Origin of the sequence: Acinetobacter tandoii DSM 14970 = CIP 107469, from assembly GCF_000400735.1 — a bacterium.
GTDB lineage: Bacteria > Pseudomonadota > Gammaproteobacteria > Pseudomonadales > Moraxellaceae > Acinetobacter > Acinetobacter tandoii.
The window spans coordinates 292,150-313,009 of record NZ_KE007371.1; the positions used below are offsets into that span (position 1 = coordinate 292,150).

Sequence of the window (20,860 nt, forward strand, 5' to 3'; positions counted from 1 at the left end):
ACGTTAAATTATTTTTTAATCCGATTAGCAAGAAGCAGCGTATCACGCGACTTCTTGCCTTAAATTTCTTATAAATTTAGAACCCAATCCAAGCGGACTTAAGAGGGGGCTTTCGAGTAAACATTGGCGATCAGAACCTCCACCACTTGTGGGTCAGCTAGGGTTGAAGTATCCCCTAAGCTATCCAATTCATTCGCGGCAATCTTTCTGAGAATTCGTCGCATAATTTTACCCGAACGGGTTTTAGGTAAAGCAGGTGCCCAATGTACCGCATCTGGCGTAGCAACAGGACCCAGCACTTTACGTACCCACGCCACCAACTCAGCTCTCAGTTCTTCAGACTCAGCAACATCTGCTTGTAAAGTCACAAAAGTACAAATACCCTGCCCTTTAATCTCATGCGGCATACCCACCACAGCAGCTTCAGCAACAGCTTCATGTGCCACCAAGGCACTTTCAATTTCTGCCGTGCCTAGACGATGCCCTGCAACATTTAACACATCATCCACACGTCCTGTAATCCAGTAATAGCCATCTTTATCTCTTCTCGCCCCATCCCCTGTAAAATAACTGCCCGGATAAGTCGAGAAATAGGCTTCAATAAAGCGTGCGGGATCACCCCAAATGGTACGCATTTGCCCCGGCCAAGAATCCTTAATAATCAGATTGCCTTCGGCCTCACCTTCCAGTTCTTTGCCCTCTGCATCAACCAAAGCGGGTTGAATTCCAAACATGGGACGTGTAGCAGAGCCCGGTTTTAAATCCGTTGCACCAGGTAATGGGGAAATTAAAATACCGCCTGTTTCGGTTTGCCACCACGTATCCACAATCGGGCAGCGGCTTTCTCCCACAACGGTGTAATACCAATTCCATGCTTCAGGATTAATTGGTTCACCCACCGAACCCAATAAACGTAAACTGCTCCGATCACTCTCTCGCACAAAGGCATCGCCCTCACGCATCATAGAACGAATAGCGGTAGGTGCAGTGTATAAAATAGTGACATTATGCTTATCGACGATATGCCCCGTACGTGCCCAACTTGGATATTGCGGGACACCTTCAAACATGACCGTGGTTGCACCATTCGAAAGTGGTCCATAAATCACGTAGGAGTGTCCTGTAATCCAGCCCACATCAGCAGTACACCAGAAAATATCATCTTGTTTTAAATCGAATACTTCACGGAAAGTACTGTTCACATAGGTCAAGTAACCCCCTGTGGTATGCAATACTCCTTTCGGTTTCCCAGTCGAACCTGAGGTATATAAAATAAATAATGGATCTTCAGCTTTCATGGGTTCTGGCGGGCAAATATCATTCACCGACATAATTTCCGTGTGATACCACAAATCACGCTGCGGTTTCATCTCAATTGGATTGCCTGTACGGTGTACCACTATGACATTTTGCACCGACTCTGTACCTGACAGACTTAAAGCAGCATCGACATTCTCTTTCAGAAAAATCGGTTTGCCACCGCGCATGCCAGAGTCCGCCGTAATCACGACTTTCGCCTGACTGTCTTCAATTCGGCTGGCCAAAGAATCGGGAGAAAATCCACCAAACACCACACAATGTACGGCGCCAATCCGAGCACAAGCCAACATAGAAATTGCAGCTTCCGAAACCATTGGCATATACAGTACTACTCGATCGCCTTTTTTAACCCCATTTTTCTTCAAAACATTGGCAAACCGACAAACCTCATCATGCAATTCCATATAAGAAATAATTTTATGTCGTGAAGGATGATCTCCTTCCCAAATAATGGCAGGTTTATACGGATGTTCTTTTAAGTGTCGGTCTAAGCAGTTGGCACAGACATTCAATTCGCCATCGGCAAACCATTCAATTTTAAAATTTTCTTTAGCAAAATTGGTATTTTTGACTTGCGTGAATGGGGTGATCCACTCCAGTTTGTGAGCTTGCTCTGCCCAAAAATCTTCAGGATGCTCAATGGATTGCTGATAACGTTCAAAATATTCGGCTTCATTGGTCCGTGCCGTTTTCTTAAATTCTTCTGGAACAGGATAGACTTCTTTCATATTCATACTTCCTTGATCTTCTCCATCTCATCACGAGATGCATGCCACGTTATATATTTTTTATTGCTGCATCTGGGCAGTATTACGGCTCTTTTTTAGACACTGCAATCATGCTTTGGTCGTATATTATTTATACAGCTTAAATTCAAAAGATGAAATCTAAGTTCTAGAAAAACTTTCGATGAATCAGTGTTTGGCGCTTAAATTCATCTTATAATTTTCCTGAAATGCCACGTATCTTCTTTTGCAAAACGCAACATTTCATTACCGAATCCACACTAGGAAAGCCTATGAGCACTCCGCAAACATCACCATTTTTCTCACGTAATGTCTCACCTCAAAATGAGAATCCTTTGTCTATGCAAGGGCGCTTTGGTCGACTGAGCTTGATTGCTTGGAGTGGTTTTCTCAATCTAATCACCTTTTTTGCCACATTGGCCTTAAGCCTGTTCCTTGGAATTTTTAATTTCAGTACCTATTCTTTAGAAAGCAATGTCTTACAAACCTTTTTAAGCGTGGCTGGACTTGGTTTTTGGGTCATTTTCATTCTGTATTTTTATTTCAGTTTGGTGATTATGATCCGTCGCCTTCATGACCTGAATAAATCAGGCTGGATGCTGTTGTTGTTCTTGATTCCGCTTGTTAATTTTTTTATGGCATTTTATGTATTATTGGCTTCAGGTACAGCAGGATTAAATCAATACGGTGCGCCGCGTACCACACCTGTTTGGGAGAAAATTCTAGCGTGGCTGATGATCATTTTGTTTGTGTTAAGTTTTATGGCCTCTGGGAGTTTCATCTCTTATATGATGGGAGCAGGTGAGCTCGAAACCCCACAAGAAGTCATTCAAAAAGGAACTGAATATTTTTAACGGCGATCCACATGATTAAAGCTGTATAACTTCAGTTCTATTTGGTTATCTTTCTGGCACTTTTCAGGCAAAATAGCGACAAATTTAAATTGTTTCGGATCTCCTGTGGCAGAACAACAACACAACCTGAGCGAAGTTGCTCAGGGAACTTCTCAAATGATACAAGAAGCAGGTGCAAAAACGGCTGAAACCGTGATTGCACATACTGCAAAATATAATGATGCCTACACCACCATTGATAAAATCATGGCCAGTTTTTGGGAGCGTGTACCCTATTTCTGTATTGCCCTGATTGTTATAGTTATTTTCTGGCTATTGTCTAAGGTGTTTAAGTTCTTTGTTCGTAAAACATTAGAAAATCGCTCATATACGCGACAAAATCTGGTGCTGGTATTGAATCGTGTCGGAACCAGTATCATTATTTTCTTTGGTTTTCTAATTGCCATGGTCATTGCCATTCCAGGCTTTACTCCAGGACAACTGATGAGTGCCTTGGGAATTGGTTCGGTGGCGATTGGTTTTGCCTTCAAAGACATTTTCCAGAATATGCTGTCAGGTATTCTGATTTTACTCGGTGAACCGTTCCGTATAGGCGATGATATTATCGTTAATAATATGGAAGGGACCGTTGAGGATATTCAGATTCGCGCAACCTTCTTACGCTCCAATGATGGTCGCCGCATTGTGATTCCAAATGCAACCGTCTATACCAGCCCTGTTACGGTGAATACCGCTTACCAACGTCGTCGTTGTGAGTTCATAGTAGGGATTGGTTATGAAGATGATGAACAAAAAGCCAAAAACATTATTACAGCCATTTTAGATAAAAATCGTAATGTCCTCAGTCAACCTGGCTTTACAGTTAATGTCAGTGCGTTGGCTGATTTTTCGGTGAATCTGACCGTACGTTGGTGGATTGATACTACTGAAACCAATATTGCGGCATCAATCAGTGAAATTCAGGCCGAAGTCAAACGAGCCTTTAATGAACACAATATTAATATTCCTTATCCAGTACAAGAGGTAAAAGTCCACCGTGACCAGAACCTTCCTTACATGAACGCAGAAACCTCAGGTAAACAAACGCCCTAAAATATAGGGAATTGCAGTTTCCGTTCTTAAAATTCGGTTGCCTAAGCTCACCGCTTGGCAGCCATTTTTTTCAAGTAGATCAATTTCATAAGGAATAAAGCCGCCTTCTGGCCCAATCAGCAAGGTACAGGCATGTGTAATCGCATTCGGCATAGTCATGCCTGCATAAGGATGCGCCACATAAGCAGGTCTTTCAACCGTAATCCACGTCGGTAATACATCTTCCACAAAAGGTTTAAACCGCTTATAAATTTCGATTTTCGGTGCAACTGTATCGCCAGCTTGCTCTAATCCCAAGGTCACGTATTGATCAATCTGCTGTAAAAAAGGGGTTTGCCAATAACTTTTATCCACCCGATAACTGTGTAGCAATACAACTTTTTCCACCCCTATCGTCACGCTGTCCATGATTAAACGCCGCAATACTTTCGGACGTGGCATCGCCACAATTAAGGTTACTGGCAATTTAGCAGGAACAGGTTCAGTCTGAATGGGTGTCACTTGAATGACACGATCACTGACCATCAGGACTTCGGTTAAATAGCGTTGACCTTCACGGATCCCGACTTTCAAGCGATCACCAACCTGTACGTTCAGATGGGTACGTAAGTGCGCTAACTGGCGAGTGGATGTAATTGACCAAACTTCAGATTCGGTTTGGCGCGGGTCTAAAAGAACGATATTCATAATAAAGAGAACAAATCCAATCAGTAAAGGCTCAATCAGCACATGCTATCGCAGAGGGTGACAGGGATGTCGCCCGCGGTGCTGAGGTACAGGACGTACCTTCAGCACCGCAAAAGATTTTTGCTACTTTTCATCTCTGAAAAGTAGGAATCACCTACACAAAGGCATCAACTGAATCCACAATATTTGCGGTTGTGACAAACGCATTCAAATTTCAGAGACTTATAAATAGCCATCAATTGCTTGAATATGCTTTTGCAGAGATCCAGTATTCAACTGCATAATCTTCTGTGCTGCTTGATTCAACTGTTGGGCTTGCCCAGTATCTACCAATAACTGCATCAGTACGACAACGGCTTGTTCAGCATTCTCAACCACTTTCACTGCATCGGCATGTAAAAATTCATCCACAATACTTTGGAAATTAAAATAGTTTTTCCCCAATACGGTCGGGACATCTAAGGCAATCGGCTCTAAAATATTATGTCCACCGCCCGGTTCATTGAGTGAACCACCGACAAAACATGCATCCGATAAGGCGTACCATAACCACAGTTCACCCATTGAGTCAGCTAAGTAGACTTGGTTATCCGCCACTATTTCTTGCTTTAAACTTCGACGAGCCGTGTTTAAATTTAAACTTTGTGCAATTGCAAAGACCTCATCGAAACGTTCAGGGTGCCTTGGTACCACAATGCACAACAGTTCAGGCTGTGCATCCAAATATGGTTTTAAAGCACTTAATAATTTTTGTTCTTCAGGTGCATGGGTACTGGCAATAGTTATAATTTTCCGCCCAGCAAGTGACCATTCTTGTTTTAGTTGAGCCGCTTGTTTGACAAACAATTCAGGTGCATGAATATCAAATTTAATACTGCCGACCACCTGTGTTATTGACTGCGCTGTACCTAACTGGATAAAGCGTTCAGCCGTTGCTCGGTCTTGTGCCAAGAGCTGGTCTAGCCCGTGTAACATCGCGCGAGTTAAACCTGATACTTTGGCATAGCCTTGTGCCGATTTTTCCGAGAGACGTGCGTTCACCAGAATCGAGGGAACCTTAAAGAGCTGTGCCTGATCCAACAAATTTGGCCATAATTCAGTTTCAACTAAAATTAAAAGCTTTGGTTGATATTTCTGGAAAAAGGCTTGTAGCAAAGCCTTTTGATCGGCAGGTAAATACACCGCTTGAAACAGAGCATCATAGGGTGCTTTATTAAATAGCGACTTAGAGCGTGCCTGTCCTGTTTTAGTCGTATTGGTCACCAAGACAGGATGACCTTGTTTTAAATAGTGTTCAATTAAAGGCTGTGCTGCATTGGTTTCACCGACTGAAACGGCGTGGAACCATAGCGCATTGCGGTTTTTCGGCGTTTGAAATGGCCCAAAACGCTCAAGACATTCTTGTTGGTAAGCTCTTTCATCTTGCGCCCGTTTTTTGATTCGCCATTGATACAGCGGTTTAATCATTGCGAGTGCTGCGTTATACCAAAAAGGAGTAGCCAAATACGTGCTCCGAAAAAACGATTACAAATAAAACAGCGCAATTTATCACACTGGGTAAATTGCGCTGTTATCTTGTCGTGAATTTAGCCGAAAAGCAATTTAAACCACTGCTGTTTCAGTTTCAGCTAAAGTTGGATAATCAATATATCCTGCTGCTACATCTGTCCCGATCATGTTTTCTAGCTTAAGCTCATTCAGAGGTGCATCTTGAACCAAACGCTCAAACAAATCTGGATTGGCAATATAGTCTTTACCCCAAGACACCGCATCTGCCTGTCCTGTTGCTAATAATTCAATCGCATCTTCACGGCTTAAACGCATGTTAGCGATCAACGGTACGCCACCTGAACGTTGTTTCAAGTAAGTACTGATACTGTCATCAGCTAAATATTCTCGGGTAAAGAAAAAGGCAATATTACGTTTACCCAATTCTTCGAGTGCATAACCGAATGTTTCACGTGGATTGGCATCGCCCATGTCATGCTCATCGCCACGCGGTGCCAAATGCACCCCAACACGACCTGCACCCCAGACTTCAATCAGCGCATCCACCACTTCTAATAACAAACGTGCACGGTTTTCAACACTGCTACCATATTGGTCATCACGTAAATTGGTAGAACTTTGTAGGAACTGGTCAATCAGATAGCCATTGGCTGCGTGTAATTCAACGCCATCAAAACCGGCTGCTTTGGCATGAATCGCAGCTTGTTTATATTGCTCAATAATGGCTTGGATTTCTGCGATCTCTAAAGCACGTGGCACCACATATTCACGTTTTGGACGCAATAAGCTGACATAACCTTTCTGTTGTACATTACTTGCTGAAACAGGTGTTTCCCCATTGAGTAAATCAGGATGCGATACACGCCCTACATGCCACAACTGCGCCACAATTAAGCCATCTTTGGCATGTACCGCCTGAGTGACCTGTTTCCAGCCTTCAACTTGCGCTTCATTAAACAGCCCTGGTGTATTCAAGTAACCATTGGCTTCTTCCGAAATCACGGTCGCTTCAGAAATAATCAAACCTGCACTTGCACGCTGCGCATAATATTCCGCCATCATGGCAGTTGGCACGCGGTCTGCTGTTGCACGACTACGCGTTAAAGGTGCCATAATCACACGGTTTTTTAAGTGTAGATCACCCAGAGTTAAAGGAGTATTCAATTCAGCCATAGTCGCCTCGATCGCCACTTTTTCAATTAAAGTGAACGTTGCAAATGTTCGATATATTGCTGAATCAAGGCTTCATTGCGGGAAAAATAAGACCATTGCCCATATTTCTCGACTTGAATTAAACCTGCTTGCTGGAGCACCGATAGGTGATTGGACATGGTTGATTGCGAGACTTTACCTAAACGTTCAATGTGCCCCGCACATACGCCTCGTCTAAAGTCACCACATTCGTCACTCGACAAAAATTGTTCAGGATGTTTTAACCATTCCAAAATTTGTCGACGGGTCGGATTCGCCAGTGCTTTAAAAATTAAATCAATATCCATAGTTCAGACAGGTTCAATCATGTGCAAGCTTGATTCAGCTTTTCTTTAATATATCGTATTTTTTCGATTTTTATATCGAATATTTTAGATATATTGTAAAAAACTGCATCAAACTTAGCTAAGTTATTGATGATAATTGACTTATAAGCCTTGCTTTAAGCTGGCTTCGATAAATTTATCTAAGTCACCATCCAATACTGCACCTGTATTCGAGTTTTCAACACCAGTGCGTAAATCTTTAATGCGTGAGTCATCCAAAACATATGAACGAATCTGACTGCCCCAACCAATATCCGACTTCGAGTCTTCCAAAGCTTGCGCAGCTTCATTACGTTTGCTCATTTCCAACTCATACAACTTGGCACGTAACTGTTTCCATGCATGGTCACGGTTGGCATGTTGTGAACGCTGGTTCTGACACGCCACCACAATACCTGTTGGGGCGTGGGTTAAACGTACCGCAGAGTCAGTTTTGTTAATGTGCTGACCACCTGCACCCGAAGCACGATAAGTATCGGTACGTACATCAGCAGGATTGATATCAATTTCAATGTTATCATCCACTTCTGGCGAAACAAAAACCGCAGAGAATGAAGTATGACGACGGTTACCCGAGTCAAATGGAGATTTACGCACTAAACGATGCACGCCAGATTCTGTACGCAACCAGCCATAGGCATACTCACCTTCTACACGAATGGTCGCTGATTTAATTCCAGCCACATCACCATCAGACTCTTCCATCAATTCAGCTTTAAAGCCATGACGTTCAATCCAGCGCATATACATACGCAACAGCATGGACGCCCAGTCTTGAGCTTCAGTACCCCCTGAACCTGCCTGAATTTCCACATAACATGGATTTGGATCCATTGGGTTACTGAACATCCGACGGAACTCAAGTTTTGCCAGCTCTTCCTCGGCAGAAGATAATTCCGATTGTACGTCTGCCAACAGACTTTCATCATCGGCTTCTACCGCCAAGTCCAGCATTGCCTGTGCATCTTCAAGTTGAGTGGCTAAACCATCCAACACGTTTAAAACGTTTTCAAGTTCACCTTTTTCTTTAGCCATAGCCTGTGCACGGCTCTGGTCATTCCAAATTGTAGGATCTTCTAATTCACGTAAAACCTCTTCTAAACGCTCTTTCTTTAGATCGTAGTCAAAGATACCCCCGTAGTGTTTGACCACGGTCGTTTAAATCTTTTAATTGGTTTAAATAAGGATTAATTTCCACGGGAGCTGCTCTCAAATCAATAATTAGCTTAAATAGCCCTCAATTATAGCACAGAGCATTTGGAGATTTTTAGCCGCCACCTGCAATTAGGAATTGAAGGCGCTGATGGATTTATCAACCATAGCTCCACTTAAAAAAAACATAACACTTTTATAACGACAACCACTTTAGGGCTTTATTACATGAAATAAGTTTTTGTGAGTTCAGCTTTGGTACTCATAGCATCCTCAAGTTTTATCTATAATGCTCAAATAGATACAGGCTTTAGTTATTTTGACCGCAATGATGATATTACTGATGCTGAAGGACAGTTTGACCTGAAAGGAACCTTCTACTTTAATCCTGTTATTGCCAAAAACGGGCCGCTCAATGAAGCAGCATTCTTGGGTCACAATAGCAATGCCTATTTAAGTTATGACTATGATTATTGGGACAGCAAGACTGTCATGGATGACTTAGGCAACAGTGCTGCTCAAAAAATACGAGGTCATCATATAGTAGTAGGCATGGAATATTCTGTTGAGCAATTTTATTTGAATAGTCAAGTGGATTTTGGGCAAGCAAAAGATGAAACTAAAATTCAATCTGTGCTGGGTAGTGCTAAATATAAAGACGATTACGATGCCACGACCTACCGCGCCTTAGTGGGTTATATGCCAATCTCTAACTTACTCCTTGCTACAGGAATTGATGGCTACCAAGGAGATGAAGACAATGATGATAACCGTTTTGCACTAGCTGCCAAATACGTTGCTCCTGTGGGTCAAGGGCAATTTATCAATCTTGAAGCGGATGCTGCTTGGGGCGATGTCGACAATATCAGCTTGGCAGCCGATTATTACTTTGATCCTGCTTTTAGCTTTGGACTGGCTTATAACATAGAAGATGATGGCGATGAGGATATCGACTTCTTCTCAGTGCGCTCTAAATATTTCTTTAATCCAAACTTTGCTGTCGGTGGTGCAGTCGGTTTTGGTGATGATGTACAAGGCTTTAATTTAAATGCCACACTGCGTTTTTAAGATTTTCTGACGTTTAAAGTTTTCCAAAAAAACACGCCATTCGGCGTGTTTTTTAGTATTTTCTACTTACAATTTCGTCGAATATTTCACCATTTTCTATGCTATTCATAGAAAATCCACAATTTTAATAAATCACTACAATTATTAAATTTAATATATATCAAACACTTAATAAAAGGTAATTACATAATATTACGCCCGAAACAATTCCATAACCTTCACGCTGTTGACGCAATCTTGTTTTGCCCTAGACTAAAAGTGTAACAAAAAATTAATTTATTTTTAGCCAAGTTTCAGAGGGGTCCATTCCATGAAAAAATTAGCAATTGCCTCAGCGTTGTTCTCTGTCGTTGCCATGACTGGAACAGCTCATGCATACCAAGCCGAAGTTGGTGCTTCTGCTGGACTAATCGATCCTGATAACGGCAGCTCAAGCGGTTCTTTTGGTGTAGATGGCACCTATTACTTCAACCCAGTTCAAACCCGTAATGCACCTTTAGCCGAAGCTGCATTCCTAGACCGCGCAAGTAATGTGAATGCGCACTATGCTTATAACGAAGTTGGTGATGACGAAGTCAACAATTATGGTGTAGGCGCTGAATACTTTGTTCCAAACTCAGATTTCTACTTGAGTGGTAATATTGGCCGTCAAGATGTGAAATTCAAGAATGGTGCTGACTTTGACACCACACTTTACAGCGCTGAAGTGGGTTACTTACCAGCACCAGGCTTCTTGGTGGCGGCTGGTCTTAAAGGTTATGACAATGACCATGATGACGGTGTAGACCCTACAATCCGTGCGAAATATGTCACTCAACTCAGCAATGGTAAAGACATCAACCTTGAAGCAGGTGCTTCTTTTGGTGACTTAGACGAATACAACCTTGCTGCTGACTATTTCATTGATAAAAGCTTCAGTGTGGGTGCAGACTACTACAGCAATGACTTAAACGATGTCAATGAATTCGGTGTAAATGCACGTAAATTCTTTACTCCGCAAGTGAGCCTTGAAGGTCGTGTAGGTTTTGGTGAAGTTGGTAACAATGACTACAACAAGTTTGGTGTAGCAGCGAAATACCGCTTCTAATTCTAATTTACCTAAGCTTTAATTAAAAAACCGCTGAATTCAGCGGTTTTTTAATTATTGCAAATGCAAAACTCGCAATTGCAAACTCACTTGCCCATTAAAACTATTCTGTTCTAATTCATATACCAAATGTACCGAGGACTGCATTGGATCAAAGCTGAATTTATCCGCAGCATTAAAAGCAATCGCATCCACCACTTGCCCATTCTCCAAAGCCAGACGTAATTTCAGGTGAATTTCCTTTAACCAACGATAATCCAACACCTGAAACTGCCCTTCAAAGATAGGAGAAGGAAATTTTTGCCCCCAAGGGGTTAAATTTTGCAGTAAATGAACCGTATCTAAATTCAATGCCTCAGTCGGTAATATGCCATCGGTCCACAACGTTGCTTGAAACAGTGATTCATCCATACTTTGGATGAGTTGAACAAAATGCTGTTTAAATTCATCGAAATGCTGTTTCTTGATGGTTAAGCCCGCGGCTGCGGCATGTCCACCAAAATGGCTGACCAAATGTGGAAACTGCTCTGCCACGTTTTCTATGGCATCACGAATATGAATGCCTTCAATTGAGCGGGCTGAGCCTTTAATATGCTCACCATCTTCATCGGCAGCAAATACAATGGCAGGACGGTGAAACTGTTCTTTTAAGCGTCCCGCCACAATCCCTATCACCCCTTGATGCCAATGGGGTTCAAATAAAATCAACGCAGCAGGTGTCTCGCTTAGCTCAAGTTTGAATTGTGCCAGAGCGCTTAAAGCATCCTGCTTCATTTGAGTTTCGACTTGACGTCGTTCCACATTCAACTGATTCAGTTGCTGAGCCAAAGCATATGCAGTGCTGTATTCTTCTGCCAACAAACATTCAATACCAATGTCCATGGTTTCCATGCGTCCCGCAGCATTAATGCGTGGCCCCAAAACAAAACCTAAGTCTGGGGCTTTCAGTTGTGCAGCATCACGACCAGCAATTTCCAATAAAGCCGAAATCCCGATGCGACATTGTTGTTGTTGAATCCGTTTAATGCCCGCATCGACCAAAATACGGTTGTTATAGTCCAGTGCAGCGACATCTGCGTAGGTGCCTAAAGCCACCAAATCCAGATACTGCGCCATTTTGGCACTGGATTTACCTTGCTGAGCACGACCACTACTTAAATTCGCCAACAGATAAAACGCAACGCCTACACCAGCCAAGGCTTTGCTTGGAAATTCACAGCCCAATTGATTAGGATTCACCACAGCCTCAGCAGCAGGCGTCTCTTTGGTCGTGAGATGATGATCGGTAATCACCACCTGCATGCCATGTGCTTGTGCCTGAGCCACACCCGCATGGCTGGAAATTCCATTGTCCACCGTAACCAAAACATCAGGCTGAAACTTCGCAAAAGCCAAATCTGCAATTGCAGGGGTTAAACCATAACCATATTTGAAGCGGTCAGGCACCAGATAATTCACTTGTGCCCCCATTTCTCGCAATGCCAAAACCATTAATGCCGTACTGGTAGCACCATCTGCATCATAGTCCCCAACAATGACGATTTTTTTTTGCTGATCGAGGGCTTGATCGAGCAGTTCAACCGCCTGAGGCAATCCTTTTAAATTCGGAGCTAAAAGATGTTTTAGCTTTAATTCCAGTTCTTGTTCAGATTGCACCCCACGGCGCGCCAAAATTTGTGCAATAAAAGGTGACACGCCCTGAATATTTTCAGGGCGTGTTAAATAAGGTCGTTGTTTAATTTGTATCTGAGTCATTTAAGGCATCAGTCGTTGTAATTTCCATTTACCATCGATTCTTTCATAACTCAGACGGTCATGTAAACGATTTGGTCTCCCTTGCCAAAACTCATAATAGTCTGGCTGCAAACGATAGCCGCCCCAAAAAGTAGGTTTATCCAATTCGGACTGATCTACAACCTGCTCTTGTAAATTCTGGAACCGTTGCTGAAGCTCGTCACGACTGGCAATCACACCACTTTGCGGCGTACTGATATGTGCAGCAATCTGGCTGTCACGTGGGCGCTTTCGATAATAGGCTGTTGCCTCATCTTCAGAAATTTTTTCGACACGACCACTGACACGAATTTGGCGCTCCAACTCGGGCCAATAAAACAATAGCTCAGCATAAGGGTTTTCAACCAAATCTAAGCCTTTTTGACTATCATAATTGGTATAGAAATCATAACCCGCTTCAGTTGCACCGCGTAACAGTACCGTACGGACGTGTGGACGACCTTGGCTGTTGGCAGTCGCCAAATACATGGCATAAGGTTCGTGTAAACGTGCCTCTAAGGCCATATTAAACCAATTGAGAAATTGCTCATGCGGATACTGTTCAACCTCCGACTCGAGTAATTCCCCTTTCTGATAACTCAACCGCAATTCACTTAAATCTTTAATTAAATCGCTCATGACATGATTCCTTAAGCGGCTTGGGTACGAACAACATCAGCAAGATGATTTGCCAAAGTAGTCACTTCTTCTAGTTGATCACCTTCGACCATGACCCGAATCACTGGTTCCGTGCCTGATTTACGAATCAAAAGTCGACCACGACCTGCGAGCTGTGCTTCCGCTTTTTCAAATTCAGCCACCATTGCAGGGTTTGCATACGGGTCTATCATCTGCTCCAAACGCACATTGACCAATACTTGCGGGAATAGATTGAAGTCTGCAACCAGTTCATGCAATGGCTTATTCTGTTCAACCATTACTGTCAGTACTTGTAATGCCGCAATGATCGCATCCCCTGTCGTGCTCTTATCTAGCGTTAGGATATGACCTGACGGTTCACCACCTATGACCCACTGATTTTCTTCAAGAGCTTGCAACACATAACGGTCGCCCACTTTAGCGCGTACAAATGGCACTTGAGCTTGTTCTAATGCCAATTCTAGCGCCATGTTGCTCATGACTGTACCAGCAATACCTGCTGGTTTTTTGCTGGCTTGTGTCGCCAAAATATACAGAATATGGTCACCTGTGATTTGTTCACCATTACGGTCGACCATAATCACGCGATCCGCATCACCATCAAAAGCAATCCCTACATCTGCCTTATGTTCAACAACAGCTTTCTGTAAGTTTTCAGGATGGGTTGAACCACAGTCTTTATTAATGTTGAGACCATCTGGCTCATTATAAAGTGCAATTACTTTGGCACCGAGTTCTTTAAACACGGCAGGTCCCACGTTGTACGCAGCCCCATTAGCACAATCCACTACAATTTTTAAATTTGACAAATCATAATGATATGGGAAAGTCGATTTACAGAATTCAATATAACGGCCGTTCGCATCTTTCACACGAACACTTTTACCTAAGTTGGCAGTATCTTCAATCAACAAGTCATTTTCCAACTCTTGATTAATTGCTTCTTGCAATGCATCAGGCAGCTTTTTGCCTTCACCAGAAAAGAATTTAATGCCGTTATCAAAATACGGGTTATGCGACGCAGAAATCACGATCCCTAAGCTCGCATGCAAAGCACGAGTCAAATGGGCAATTGCAGGCGTTGGTAATGGCCCTAATAAATGCACATAAACACCCGCAGCATTTAGTCCTGCCTGTAAAGCCGCTTCTAAAATATAGCCCGATAATCGGGTATCTTTACCTAATACGACGATTGGCTTTTCTTTCTGCGAATTTTTTTTTAAGACTTTTCCTGCTGCAAATCCTAGTTTTAATGCAAATTCAGGCGTAATTGGTAATTCTCCAAATTTCCCACGAATACCATCTGTGCCAAAATAACTCATGTTTTACTCACTTCTTATAGCTAGGTGCTGTTATCCACCTTTTGTCATAGTGAAATACTTTACACCAAAACAAAAAAGACCGTCATAGTGTTGACGGTCTCTTTAGATCTAAATTACGAAAAATCAACCAACGCGATAGTTGGGTGCTTCTTTGGTAATGGTGACATCATGCACGTGAGACTCTGACATACCTGCGGCAGTAATCTTCACGAATTTTGCATTTTGACGTAGATCTTCAATGGTCGATGAACCCGTATACCCCATAGAAGAACGTAAGCCACCCATCATTTGATGTACGATATTGCCCATTGGTCCTTTGTACGGTACACGACCTTCAATACCCTCTGGCACCAACTTCTCAGCACCCGCTTTAGAGTCTTGGAAGTAACGGTCAGCCGAACCTGTCGCACCCGCCATTGCACCCAATGAACCCATACCACGGTAAGCTTTGTAGTAACGACCTTGGAAGAATTCCACTTCACCAGGTGCTTCTTCAGTACCTGCAAGGAGTGAACCCACCATAATCGTGCTTGCACCCGCACCAATCGCTTTTGCCATATCGCCAGAGAAGCGAATACCACCGTCAGCAATTAAAGGAATTTGATCTTTTAATGCATTGGCAACACTGTCAATCGCAGAGATTTGCGGCATACCAATACCCGCAACAATACGAGTAGTACAGATTGAACCTGGACCAATCCCGACTTTTACAGCATCAGCACCTGCATCAAGTAAAGCTAATGCAGCATCACCTGTTGCAATGTTACCGCCAATTACTTGCACTTGTGGGTAGTTTTGTTTAACCCAACGTACACGTTCGATAACACCTGCAGAGTGACCATGTGCGGTATCGACCACAATCACGTCAACACCTGCATCAACCAATGCTTCTACACGGCTTGGTGTTTCTACGCCTGTACCCACTGCAGCACCTACGCGTAAACGACCTAAGTCATCTTTACAGCTGTTTGGATAAAGTTCTGCTTTACGGAAATCAGTGACCGTAATGAGACCTTTTAATTCGTTGTTTTCGCCAACCACCAATACTTTTTCAATACGGTGTTTCTGTAAGAGTGCTTGAATCTGTTCTTTAGATTCGCCTTCACGTACAGTCACTAAACGGTCTTGACCCGTCATAATGCTGCTTACAGGTTGCTCAAGATTGGTTTCAAAACGCGTATCACGTCCTGTCACTATACCAACCACTTTCCCGTCTTTTACTACAGGCACACCACTGATGTTGTTGGCTTGCGTAATCGCAATCAACTCACGTACTGTGGTTTCTGGTGTTACTGTAATTGGGTCTTTGACCATACCTGCTTCAAATTTTTTCACACGGCGTACTTCTGCAGCTTGGGCAGCAATATCCATGTTTTTATGCAAAATACCAATACCACCGTTTTGTGACATCGCAATTGCCATACGTGACTCAGTCACGGTATCCATTGCTGCTGAAACGAGAGGGATATTTAAGTTAATGCCACGAGTCAGGCGTGTCTTTAGAGAGACATCTTTTGGGAGGACAGTAGAATAGGCAGGGAGTAATAAGACATCATCGAAGGTTAACGCTTCTTGAACGATGGTCAACATAACAGTCTCACTGGTAATTTCCGTGCGCTATTATAAACAAATTTAGCTTTAAATTTCATTTTTTATTAAAAAAATATCATTTAAAAAATATAGGTACACGGTAAAGCATTTTTCAGCCCCCGTTTTAATGTTAGAAATGAGATTGGCTGACCTGCCAATCTCATTTCTCAATTGGGTAAGACGTTAGGTTGGGCAGGTAAAAATACTTTCATCCATTAAGTCAATGCCACATTCTAAAGTTTCAATCCAATCCAAGAATTGGTTAATCATCTCTTTACCGATAAACGGCGTACCATGTTGCGGCACAATCATTTCAACATCCATGCTGCGCACCATGTTCACCCAAAGGCGAATCACTTTGTTGGAACACATATAACGTTGATGGAAACCTTTCATTTTTGGGATATGCGCAGCAAAATTTTCCAAGGGCTTATTGGCATCATCCACCATAGATGCGCCCATATCACCTGAAAACAAAATTTTTGCGATTGGGTCGTAAAATTGAAAATTCCCAACTGAATGTAGAAAATGCGCAGGGACAACAACGATACTGGATTCACCTAAAGGAATGATCCCACCGTGGTCTGGCAATTCGATCAAGCGTTCTAACCAACCACCTTTCATTCGGTCACTCATAAAGGCAGAGTTTAAATGAGGTAAGAAGCGCGCCCAAAGCTTTGAAGCCACAACTTTAGCCTCGGTATACACCAGCCAGCGTGGCATTGAAGTAATGATGTCCGGATCTTGGTGCGAGGCCATCACATAATCAAGATTGGTCAAGCGTGTATATTTATTCAGTTCCATGGTTAGGGGTACATAGGTCAAATCTCCCCCTGGATCTAATACTGCAGCACGCTCATGATCTAAAATCAGAAACTGGTTTGCCTGTACGCCTTCACCTTTAACCAAGCTGGTAAAACTGATGCACTTATGTGTGCCATTATCAAATAACACTTGTGACGTGGTGCGATCAAAAGCCATAGCAAAACCCCAATAATTCTATTCTATTAAGTACAATTTTTTAATTCCCTATAACATAAATGGAAATAACTAAACTTACAATAAATATACAGAGCTAGTTTTCATTTTTATGTACTTATTTGACTGATTTACCTAATAAAAAACCCAACTAATTTGCTGGGTTTTCTAAAAAATCTCACTTAGAAGAAATAATGCTGCACTAAGGTCGAGACCCCGATAATCAAGAAGATGGCTGCGCCAATTTTATGAATTAATGAGATCGGTAGCTTATCTGCCAACTTATTACCCACAAAAACTGCAGGTGCGTTTGCCAACATCATGCCTACTGTGGTTCCAGCCATCACCCAGAAAATGCTGTCGTAACGCGCAGCCAAGGCCACAGTTGCAATTTGAGTTTTATCGCCAATTTCTGCCAAAAAGAACAAGACAAAGGTTGCACCGAATACGCCAAATCTCTGCCACTTATTGATACTATCGGTCTCATCATCCAGCTCATCTGGAATTAACATCCACGCTGCCATACCAATAAAGCCAAGTGAAAGTACCCAGATTAAGACTTCAGGACTCAAAACAGTCGTAATCCACTGCCCCAATACTGCAGATAAACCATGGTTAATCAGCGTTGCAGCTAAAATTGCAATCAGAATAGGAACAGGTTTACGGAAACGTGCAGCCAATAATAAGGCAAGAAGTTGGGTTTTATCACCCATTTCAGCGAGTGCGACAATTGCTGTCGAAATGAGGAACTCATGCATAACATCTTTTCTCTGGCTAGCAAAATTTGCCTATGACTTACCTCTCCTGCTAGCCAAAATCAAATAGATTGATGCAGAGTGGTAAATCAAAGGTCTTGCCAACAAAAAAAGCTGTTCGATAAGCTTATTTGGTTCTTTGCTATGATGACCATGTTCTGTGGAACAATTATGTTGATCATCACCTTTTTACATAGCGTAAAAAGCGGCTACTCCCCAATGAATCGCAACCATTATACAAAATTTACTCAAGTTTTCCACTCTTTCATTTGTATTTTATCATCACGTAATTGAGTTCAGTTTAAAACTGAAATTCAAAACGTTGATATAGCCAAATAGCGATTCGACACAATCCCAAGAACATCGCCAAACCGACATTAAAGCCCAACCAACCAAAACTTCCCCAACCGCTGGCACCACCAATATGCTGTGCCTGATATTCCATTGAAAAGACAATCGTGGCGGTGAAAATTTCCAGCCCCATCACTATATACGTCACCCAATGCCATGGAAAATGCAGCACACTGAGCCAAAGCCCCATCAACACCAAAACCAATAATAAGACTGGCAGCATAAATTTAAAAAAGGCAAACATCTGCATGCAACTCCCTGCATTCAATTTATCTTTGACATCTTTATGCATTTTAACCAAATCATGCGAATGCACGAGACTTCACAACAGATTTTTACGATTTATCCAAATTCATCACCATAAAAAAAACCCCGCCGAGGCGAGGTTTTATGCGCTGATCTAGAAATAAATTAGAGCAGTAAACTGCGAATATCACCCAATAACTTGGTGAGCTTATTGGTAAAGCGTGCCGCATCTGCACCATTAATCACACGATGGTCGTAAGACAAAGATAACGGCAACATTAAGCGTGGGTCAAAGTCTTTGCCATTCCAAACAGGCTGCATGGTTGCTGGTGAGATTCCTAAAATTGCTACTTGTGGCCAGTTCACCAACGGAGTAAATGCCGTACCACCAATTGCACCTAAGCTTGAAATAGTGAAATTCGCACCTTGCAAGTCTTTCGGTGAAAGTTTCTTGTCACGTGCTTTTTGACCCAATACACCCAATTCAACTGCAATTTGCTTAATGGTTTTTTGGTCTGGATTACGCAATACTGGAACCGTTAAACCATCTGGAGTTGCTACCGCAATTCCCATATGGATTTCATTGCGCAACAGCACTGATTTACCATCATCAGATAAATGACCTGCGAACTCACGCTCTTCTTTCAACAAATGCGCAACCGCTTTGATGATGAATGCCATAATCGTCAGGCTGATACCTTCTTTTTTGAAGTTGCCTTTCAGTTCATTACGCCAATCTTCTAACTCAGTAATATCAGCCAAATCAAACTGGGTAACTTGCGGAATAAAGTTGTTTAACGACAATTGCGGAATTGATACTTGCTGCAAACGCGTCAGTACTTTTTCTTCCACGCCACCAAACGCAGTGAAGTCAGGAAGCTTTGGCAAACCCGAAACCGCTGGTGCAGCAGCAACTGGTGCAGCTTGTGGCGCAGTTAAACGAGTCTTCACATAAGCAAAGATATCTTCTTTAACAACACGGCCATGCTCACCAGAAGTTTTAACTTGTGACAAGATCACACCAAGTTCACGAGCAAGCTTGCGTACAGCAGGACCAGCATATACTTTAGCGTTTTCGGCTTCTTGCTCTTTGGTTAACTTGTCACTGCCAGACGCTGGGGCAGATACAGCCTGAGTCGGAGCAGGAGCTGCCACTTTAGGTGCTGCTGCCTGTGGAGCTGGAGCTACTTCTGCTTTTGCCGCTGGTGCCGCAGCAGGTGCTTGGCCTTCAGCTTCAATTGTTGCAAGCAATATACCTTGTGAAACCTGCTGGCCTGCTTGCAAGTGAATCGCTTTCACAACACCCGCAACAGTACTTGGAACTTCCACAGTCGCTTTATCTGACTCAACCACAACAAGGCTTTGGTCTACATCAACTTTATCGCCAACTTGTACCAAAATTTCAGCAACAACTGCTTTATCTACGCCCAAATCAGGAACGTTAATATCAACTGGTCCAGATTGAGTAGCAGTCGCAGTTACAGTTTCTTGTTGAACTGGTGCAGGCACTGCCACTGGAGCTGCTGTAGAAACAGGAGCTTCAACTGGCGCACTTGATGCAGATGTTGTTTTCACTTTTAACAGTACAACACCTTCTTTCACGGTGTCACCGGCTTGAATTTCAACACTTTCAACTGTGCCCGCAACCGTGCTCGGTACTTCAACTGTCGCTTTGTCTGATTCAACTACCACAATACTTTGATCAACTTCAATCGTATCACCAGCTTTGACCAGTATTTCACCCACGACTGCTTTTTCAACACCAATGTCTGGAACTTGTACATCAACTACAGCACTTGTCGCTGGTTGAGTCGCTGCAACAGGAGTAGCTACTTCTGGTTTAGCAACTGGAGTAGGTTCAGCTACTTTTTCTTCCACTTTTGCTGCGACAGGAGTTGAAGCAGCATCTGATTCAAGCTCAATCAATACAGCGCCTTCAGACACTTCATCGCCCACTGCAACACTGATGCTTTTAACCACACCTGCTGAAGTGCTTGGCACTTCAACAGAGGCTTTGTCTGACTCAAGGAGAACTAGACTGTCATCAACAGCAATCTGGTCACCCACTTTCACTAAAATTTCTGCAACTGTGGCTTTGTCCACGCCAATATCAGGTGTTGTGATTTGCATGC

18 protein-coding genes and 1 riboswitch are annotated in these 20,860 nt (G+C 42.8%); of the genes, 4 read left to right on the plus strand and 14 right to left on the minus strand.

From position 1 onward, the window contains the following. Positions 1-98 precede the first annotated feature (98 nt). The gene (gene acs / locus I593_RS17065; protein ID WP_016168817.1) at positions 99-2,048 is read right to left on the minus strand and encodes an acetate--CoA ligase; all 1,950 of its coding nucleotides are present in this window, start codon (positions 2,046-2,048) and stop codon (positions 99-101) included. Between the two features lie 290 nt (positions 2,049-2,338). Here acs and I593_RS17070 point away from each other — a divergent pair, with 290 nt between their 5' ends. Together I593_RS17070 and I593_RS17075 are read left to right on the plus strand one after the other, a co-directional pair. After that, positions 2,339-2,920: a DUF805 domain-containing protein gene (locus tag I593_RS17070; RefSeq protein ID WP_016168818.1), complete on the plus strand. Its 582-nt coding sequence runs from the start codon at positions 2,339-2,341 to the stop codon at positions 2,918-2,920. Positions 2,921-3,076: 156 nt separating this feature from the next. Then, positions 3,077-4,012, plus strand: a complete 936-nt coding sequence (locus tag I593_RS17075; RefSeq protein WP_409360598.1) for a mechanosensitive ion channel family protein — start codon at positions 3,077-3,079, stop codon at positions 4,010-4,012. On the opposite strand, the gene I593_RS17080 is transcribed toward I593_RS17075, so the two are convergent. The 5 genes from I593_RS17080 to prfB all read right to left on the minus strand — a co-directional run bounded on the left by I593_RS17080 (position 3,992) and on the right by prfB (position 8,944). Next, the gene (locus I593_RS17080; protein WP_016168820.1) at positions 3,992-4,699 is read right to left on the minus strand and encodes a 16S rRNA (uracil(1498)-N(3))-methyltransferase; all 708 of its coding nucleotides are present in this window, start codon (positions 4,697-4,699) and stop codon (positions 3,992-3,994) included. The two genes, I593_RS17075 and I593_RS17080, sit on opposite strands and share 21 nt — an antisense overlap. 222 nt (positions 4,700-4,921) lie before the next feature. Then, complete coding sequence (locus I593_RS17085; RefSeq protein ID WP_016168821.1) at positions 4,922-6,202, minus strand: 3-deoxy-D-manno-octulosonic acid transferase; 1,281 nt, start codon at positions 6,200-6,202, stop codon at positions 4,922-4,924. Positions 6,203-6,301: 99 nt separating this feature from the next. Continuing rightward, on the minus strand, positions 6,302-7,381 hold the full coding sequence (locus I593_RS17090) for an alkene reductase (RefSeq protein ID WP_016168822.1): 1,080 nt from the start codon (positions 7,379-7,381) through the stop codon (positions 6,302-6,304). Positions 7,382-7,407: 26 nt separating this feature from the next. Beyond that, positions 7,408-7,707, minus strand: a complete 300-nt coding sequence (locus I593_RS17095; RefSeq protein ID WP_016168823.1) for an ArsR/SmtB family transcription factor — start codon at positions 7,705-7,707, stop codon at positions 7,408-7,410. Positions 7,708-7,848: 141 nt separating this feature from the next. Beyond that, positions 7,849-8,944 (minus strand): peptide chain release factor 2 gene (gene prfB, locus I593_RS17100; protein ID WP_151504452.1). Its coding sequence is split into 2 segments (ribosomal slippage): positions 7,849-8,871 and positions 8,873-8,944, totalling 1,095 coding nucleotides; the frame shifts between segments, so codons are not numbered across the junction. Between the two features lie 197 nt (positions 8,945-9,141). Here prfB and I593_RS17105 point away from each other — a divergent pair. Continuing rightward, positions 9,142-9,966, plus strand: a complete 825-nt coding sequence (locus I593_RS17105; protein WP_228130588.1) for a putative porin — start codon at positions 9,142-9,144, stop codon at positions 9,964-9,966. Between the two features lie 310 nt (positions 9,967-10,276). After that, positions 10,277-11,053 carry a putative porin gene (locus I593_RS17110; RefSeq protein WP_016168826.1) on the plus strand — a complete coding sequence of 259 codons (777 nt, stop codon included), beginning with the start codon at positions 10,277-10,279 and terminating at the stop codon, positions 11,051-11,053. A 54-nt stretch (positions 11,054-11,107) separates the two neighbouring features. On the opposite strand, the gene recJ is transcribed toward I593_RS17110, so the two are convergent. The 8 genes from recJ to I593_RS17150 all read right to left on the minus strand — a co-directional run bounded on the left by recJ (position 11,108) and on the right by I593_RS17150 (position 20,858). Beyond that, entirely contained in the window at positions 11,108-12,808 is a 1,701-nt protein-coding gene (gene recJ / locus I593_RS17115) for a single-stranded-DNA-specific exonuclease RecJ (RefSeq protein ID WP_016168827.1), read from the minus strand. Then, positions 12,809-13,465: a pyridoxamine 5'-phosphate oxidase gene (pdxH, locus tag I593_RS17120; protein WP_016168828.1), complete on the minus strand. Its 657-nt coding sequence runs from the start codon at positions 13,463-13,465 to the stop codon at positions 12,809-12,811. Positions 13,466-13,476: 11 nt separating this feature from the next. Next, a complete protein-coding gene (gene glmM / locus I593_RS17125; protein ID WP_016168829.1) occupies positions 13,477-14,808 on the minus strand; it encodes a phosphoglucosamine mutase in 1,332 nt (443 codons plus the stop codon). A gap of 123 nt (positions 14,809-14,931) precedes the next feature. After that, complete coding sequence (gene guaB / locus I593_RS17130; RefSeq protein ID WP_016168830.1) at positions 14,932-16,398, minus strand: IMP dehydrogenase; 1,467 nt, start codon at positions 16,396-16,398, stop codon at positions 14,932-14,934. A 183-nt stretch (positions 16,399-16,581) separates the two neighbouring features. Next, positions 16,582-17,379 (minus strand): oxygen-binding di-iron domain-containing protein, encoded by a 798-nt coding sequence (locus I593_RS17135; protein ID WP_016168831.1) that lies wholly within the window; start codon positions 17,377-17,379, stop codon positions 16,582-16,584. Positions 17,380-17,558: 179 nt separating this feature from the next. Next, positions 17,559-18,134, minus strand: coding sequence for a TMEM165/GDT1 family protein (locus tag I593_RS17140; protein WP_016168832.1), 576 nt, complete (start codon positions 18,132-18,134; stop codon positions 17,559-17,561). An 84-nt stretch (positions 18,135-18,218) separates the two neighbouring features. Continuing rightward, positions 18,219-18,361: riboswitch (yybP-ykoY riboswitch) on the minus strand. 71 nt (positions 18,362-18,432) lie between these two features. Further along, entirely contained in the window at positions 18,433-18,726 is a 294-nt protein-coding gene (locus I593_RS17145; protein ID WP_016168833.1) for a hypothetical protein, read from the minus strand. Between the two features lie 167 nt (positions 18,727-18,893). Then, positions 18,894-20,858, minus strand: coding sequence for a 2-oxo acid dehydrogenase subunit E2 (locus I593_RS17150; protein WP_016168834.1), 1,965 nt, complete (start codon positions 20,856-20,858; stop codon positions 18,894-18,896). Positions 20,859-20,860 lie beyond the last annotated feature (2 nt).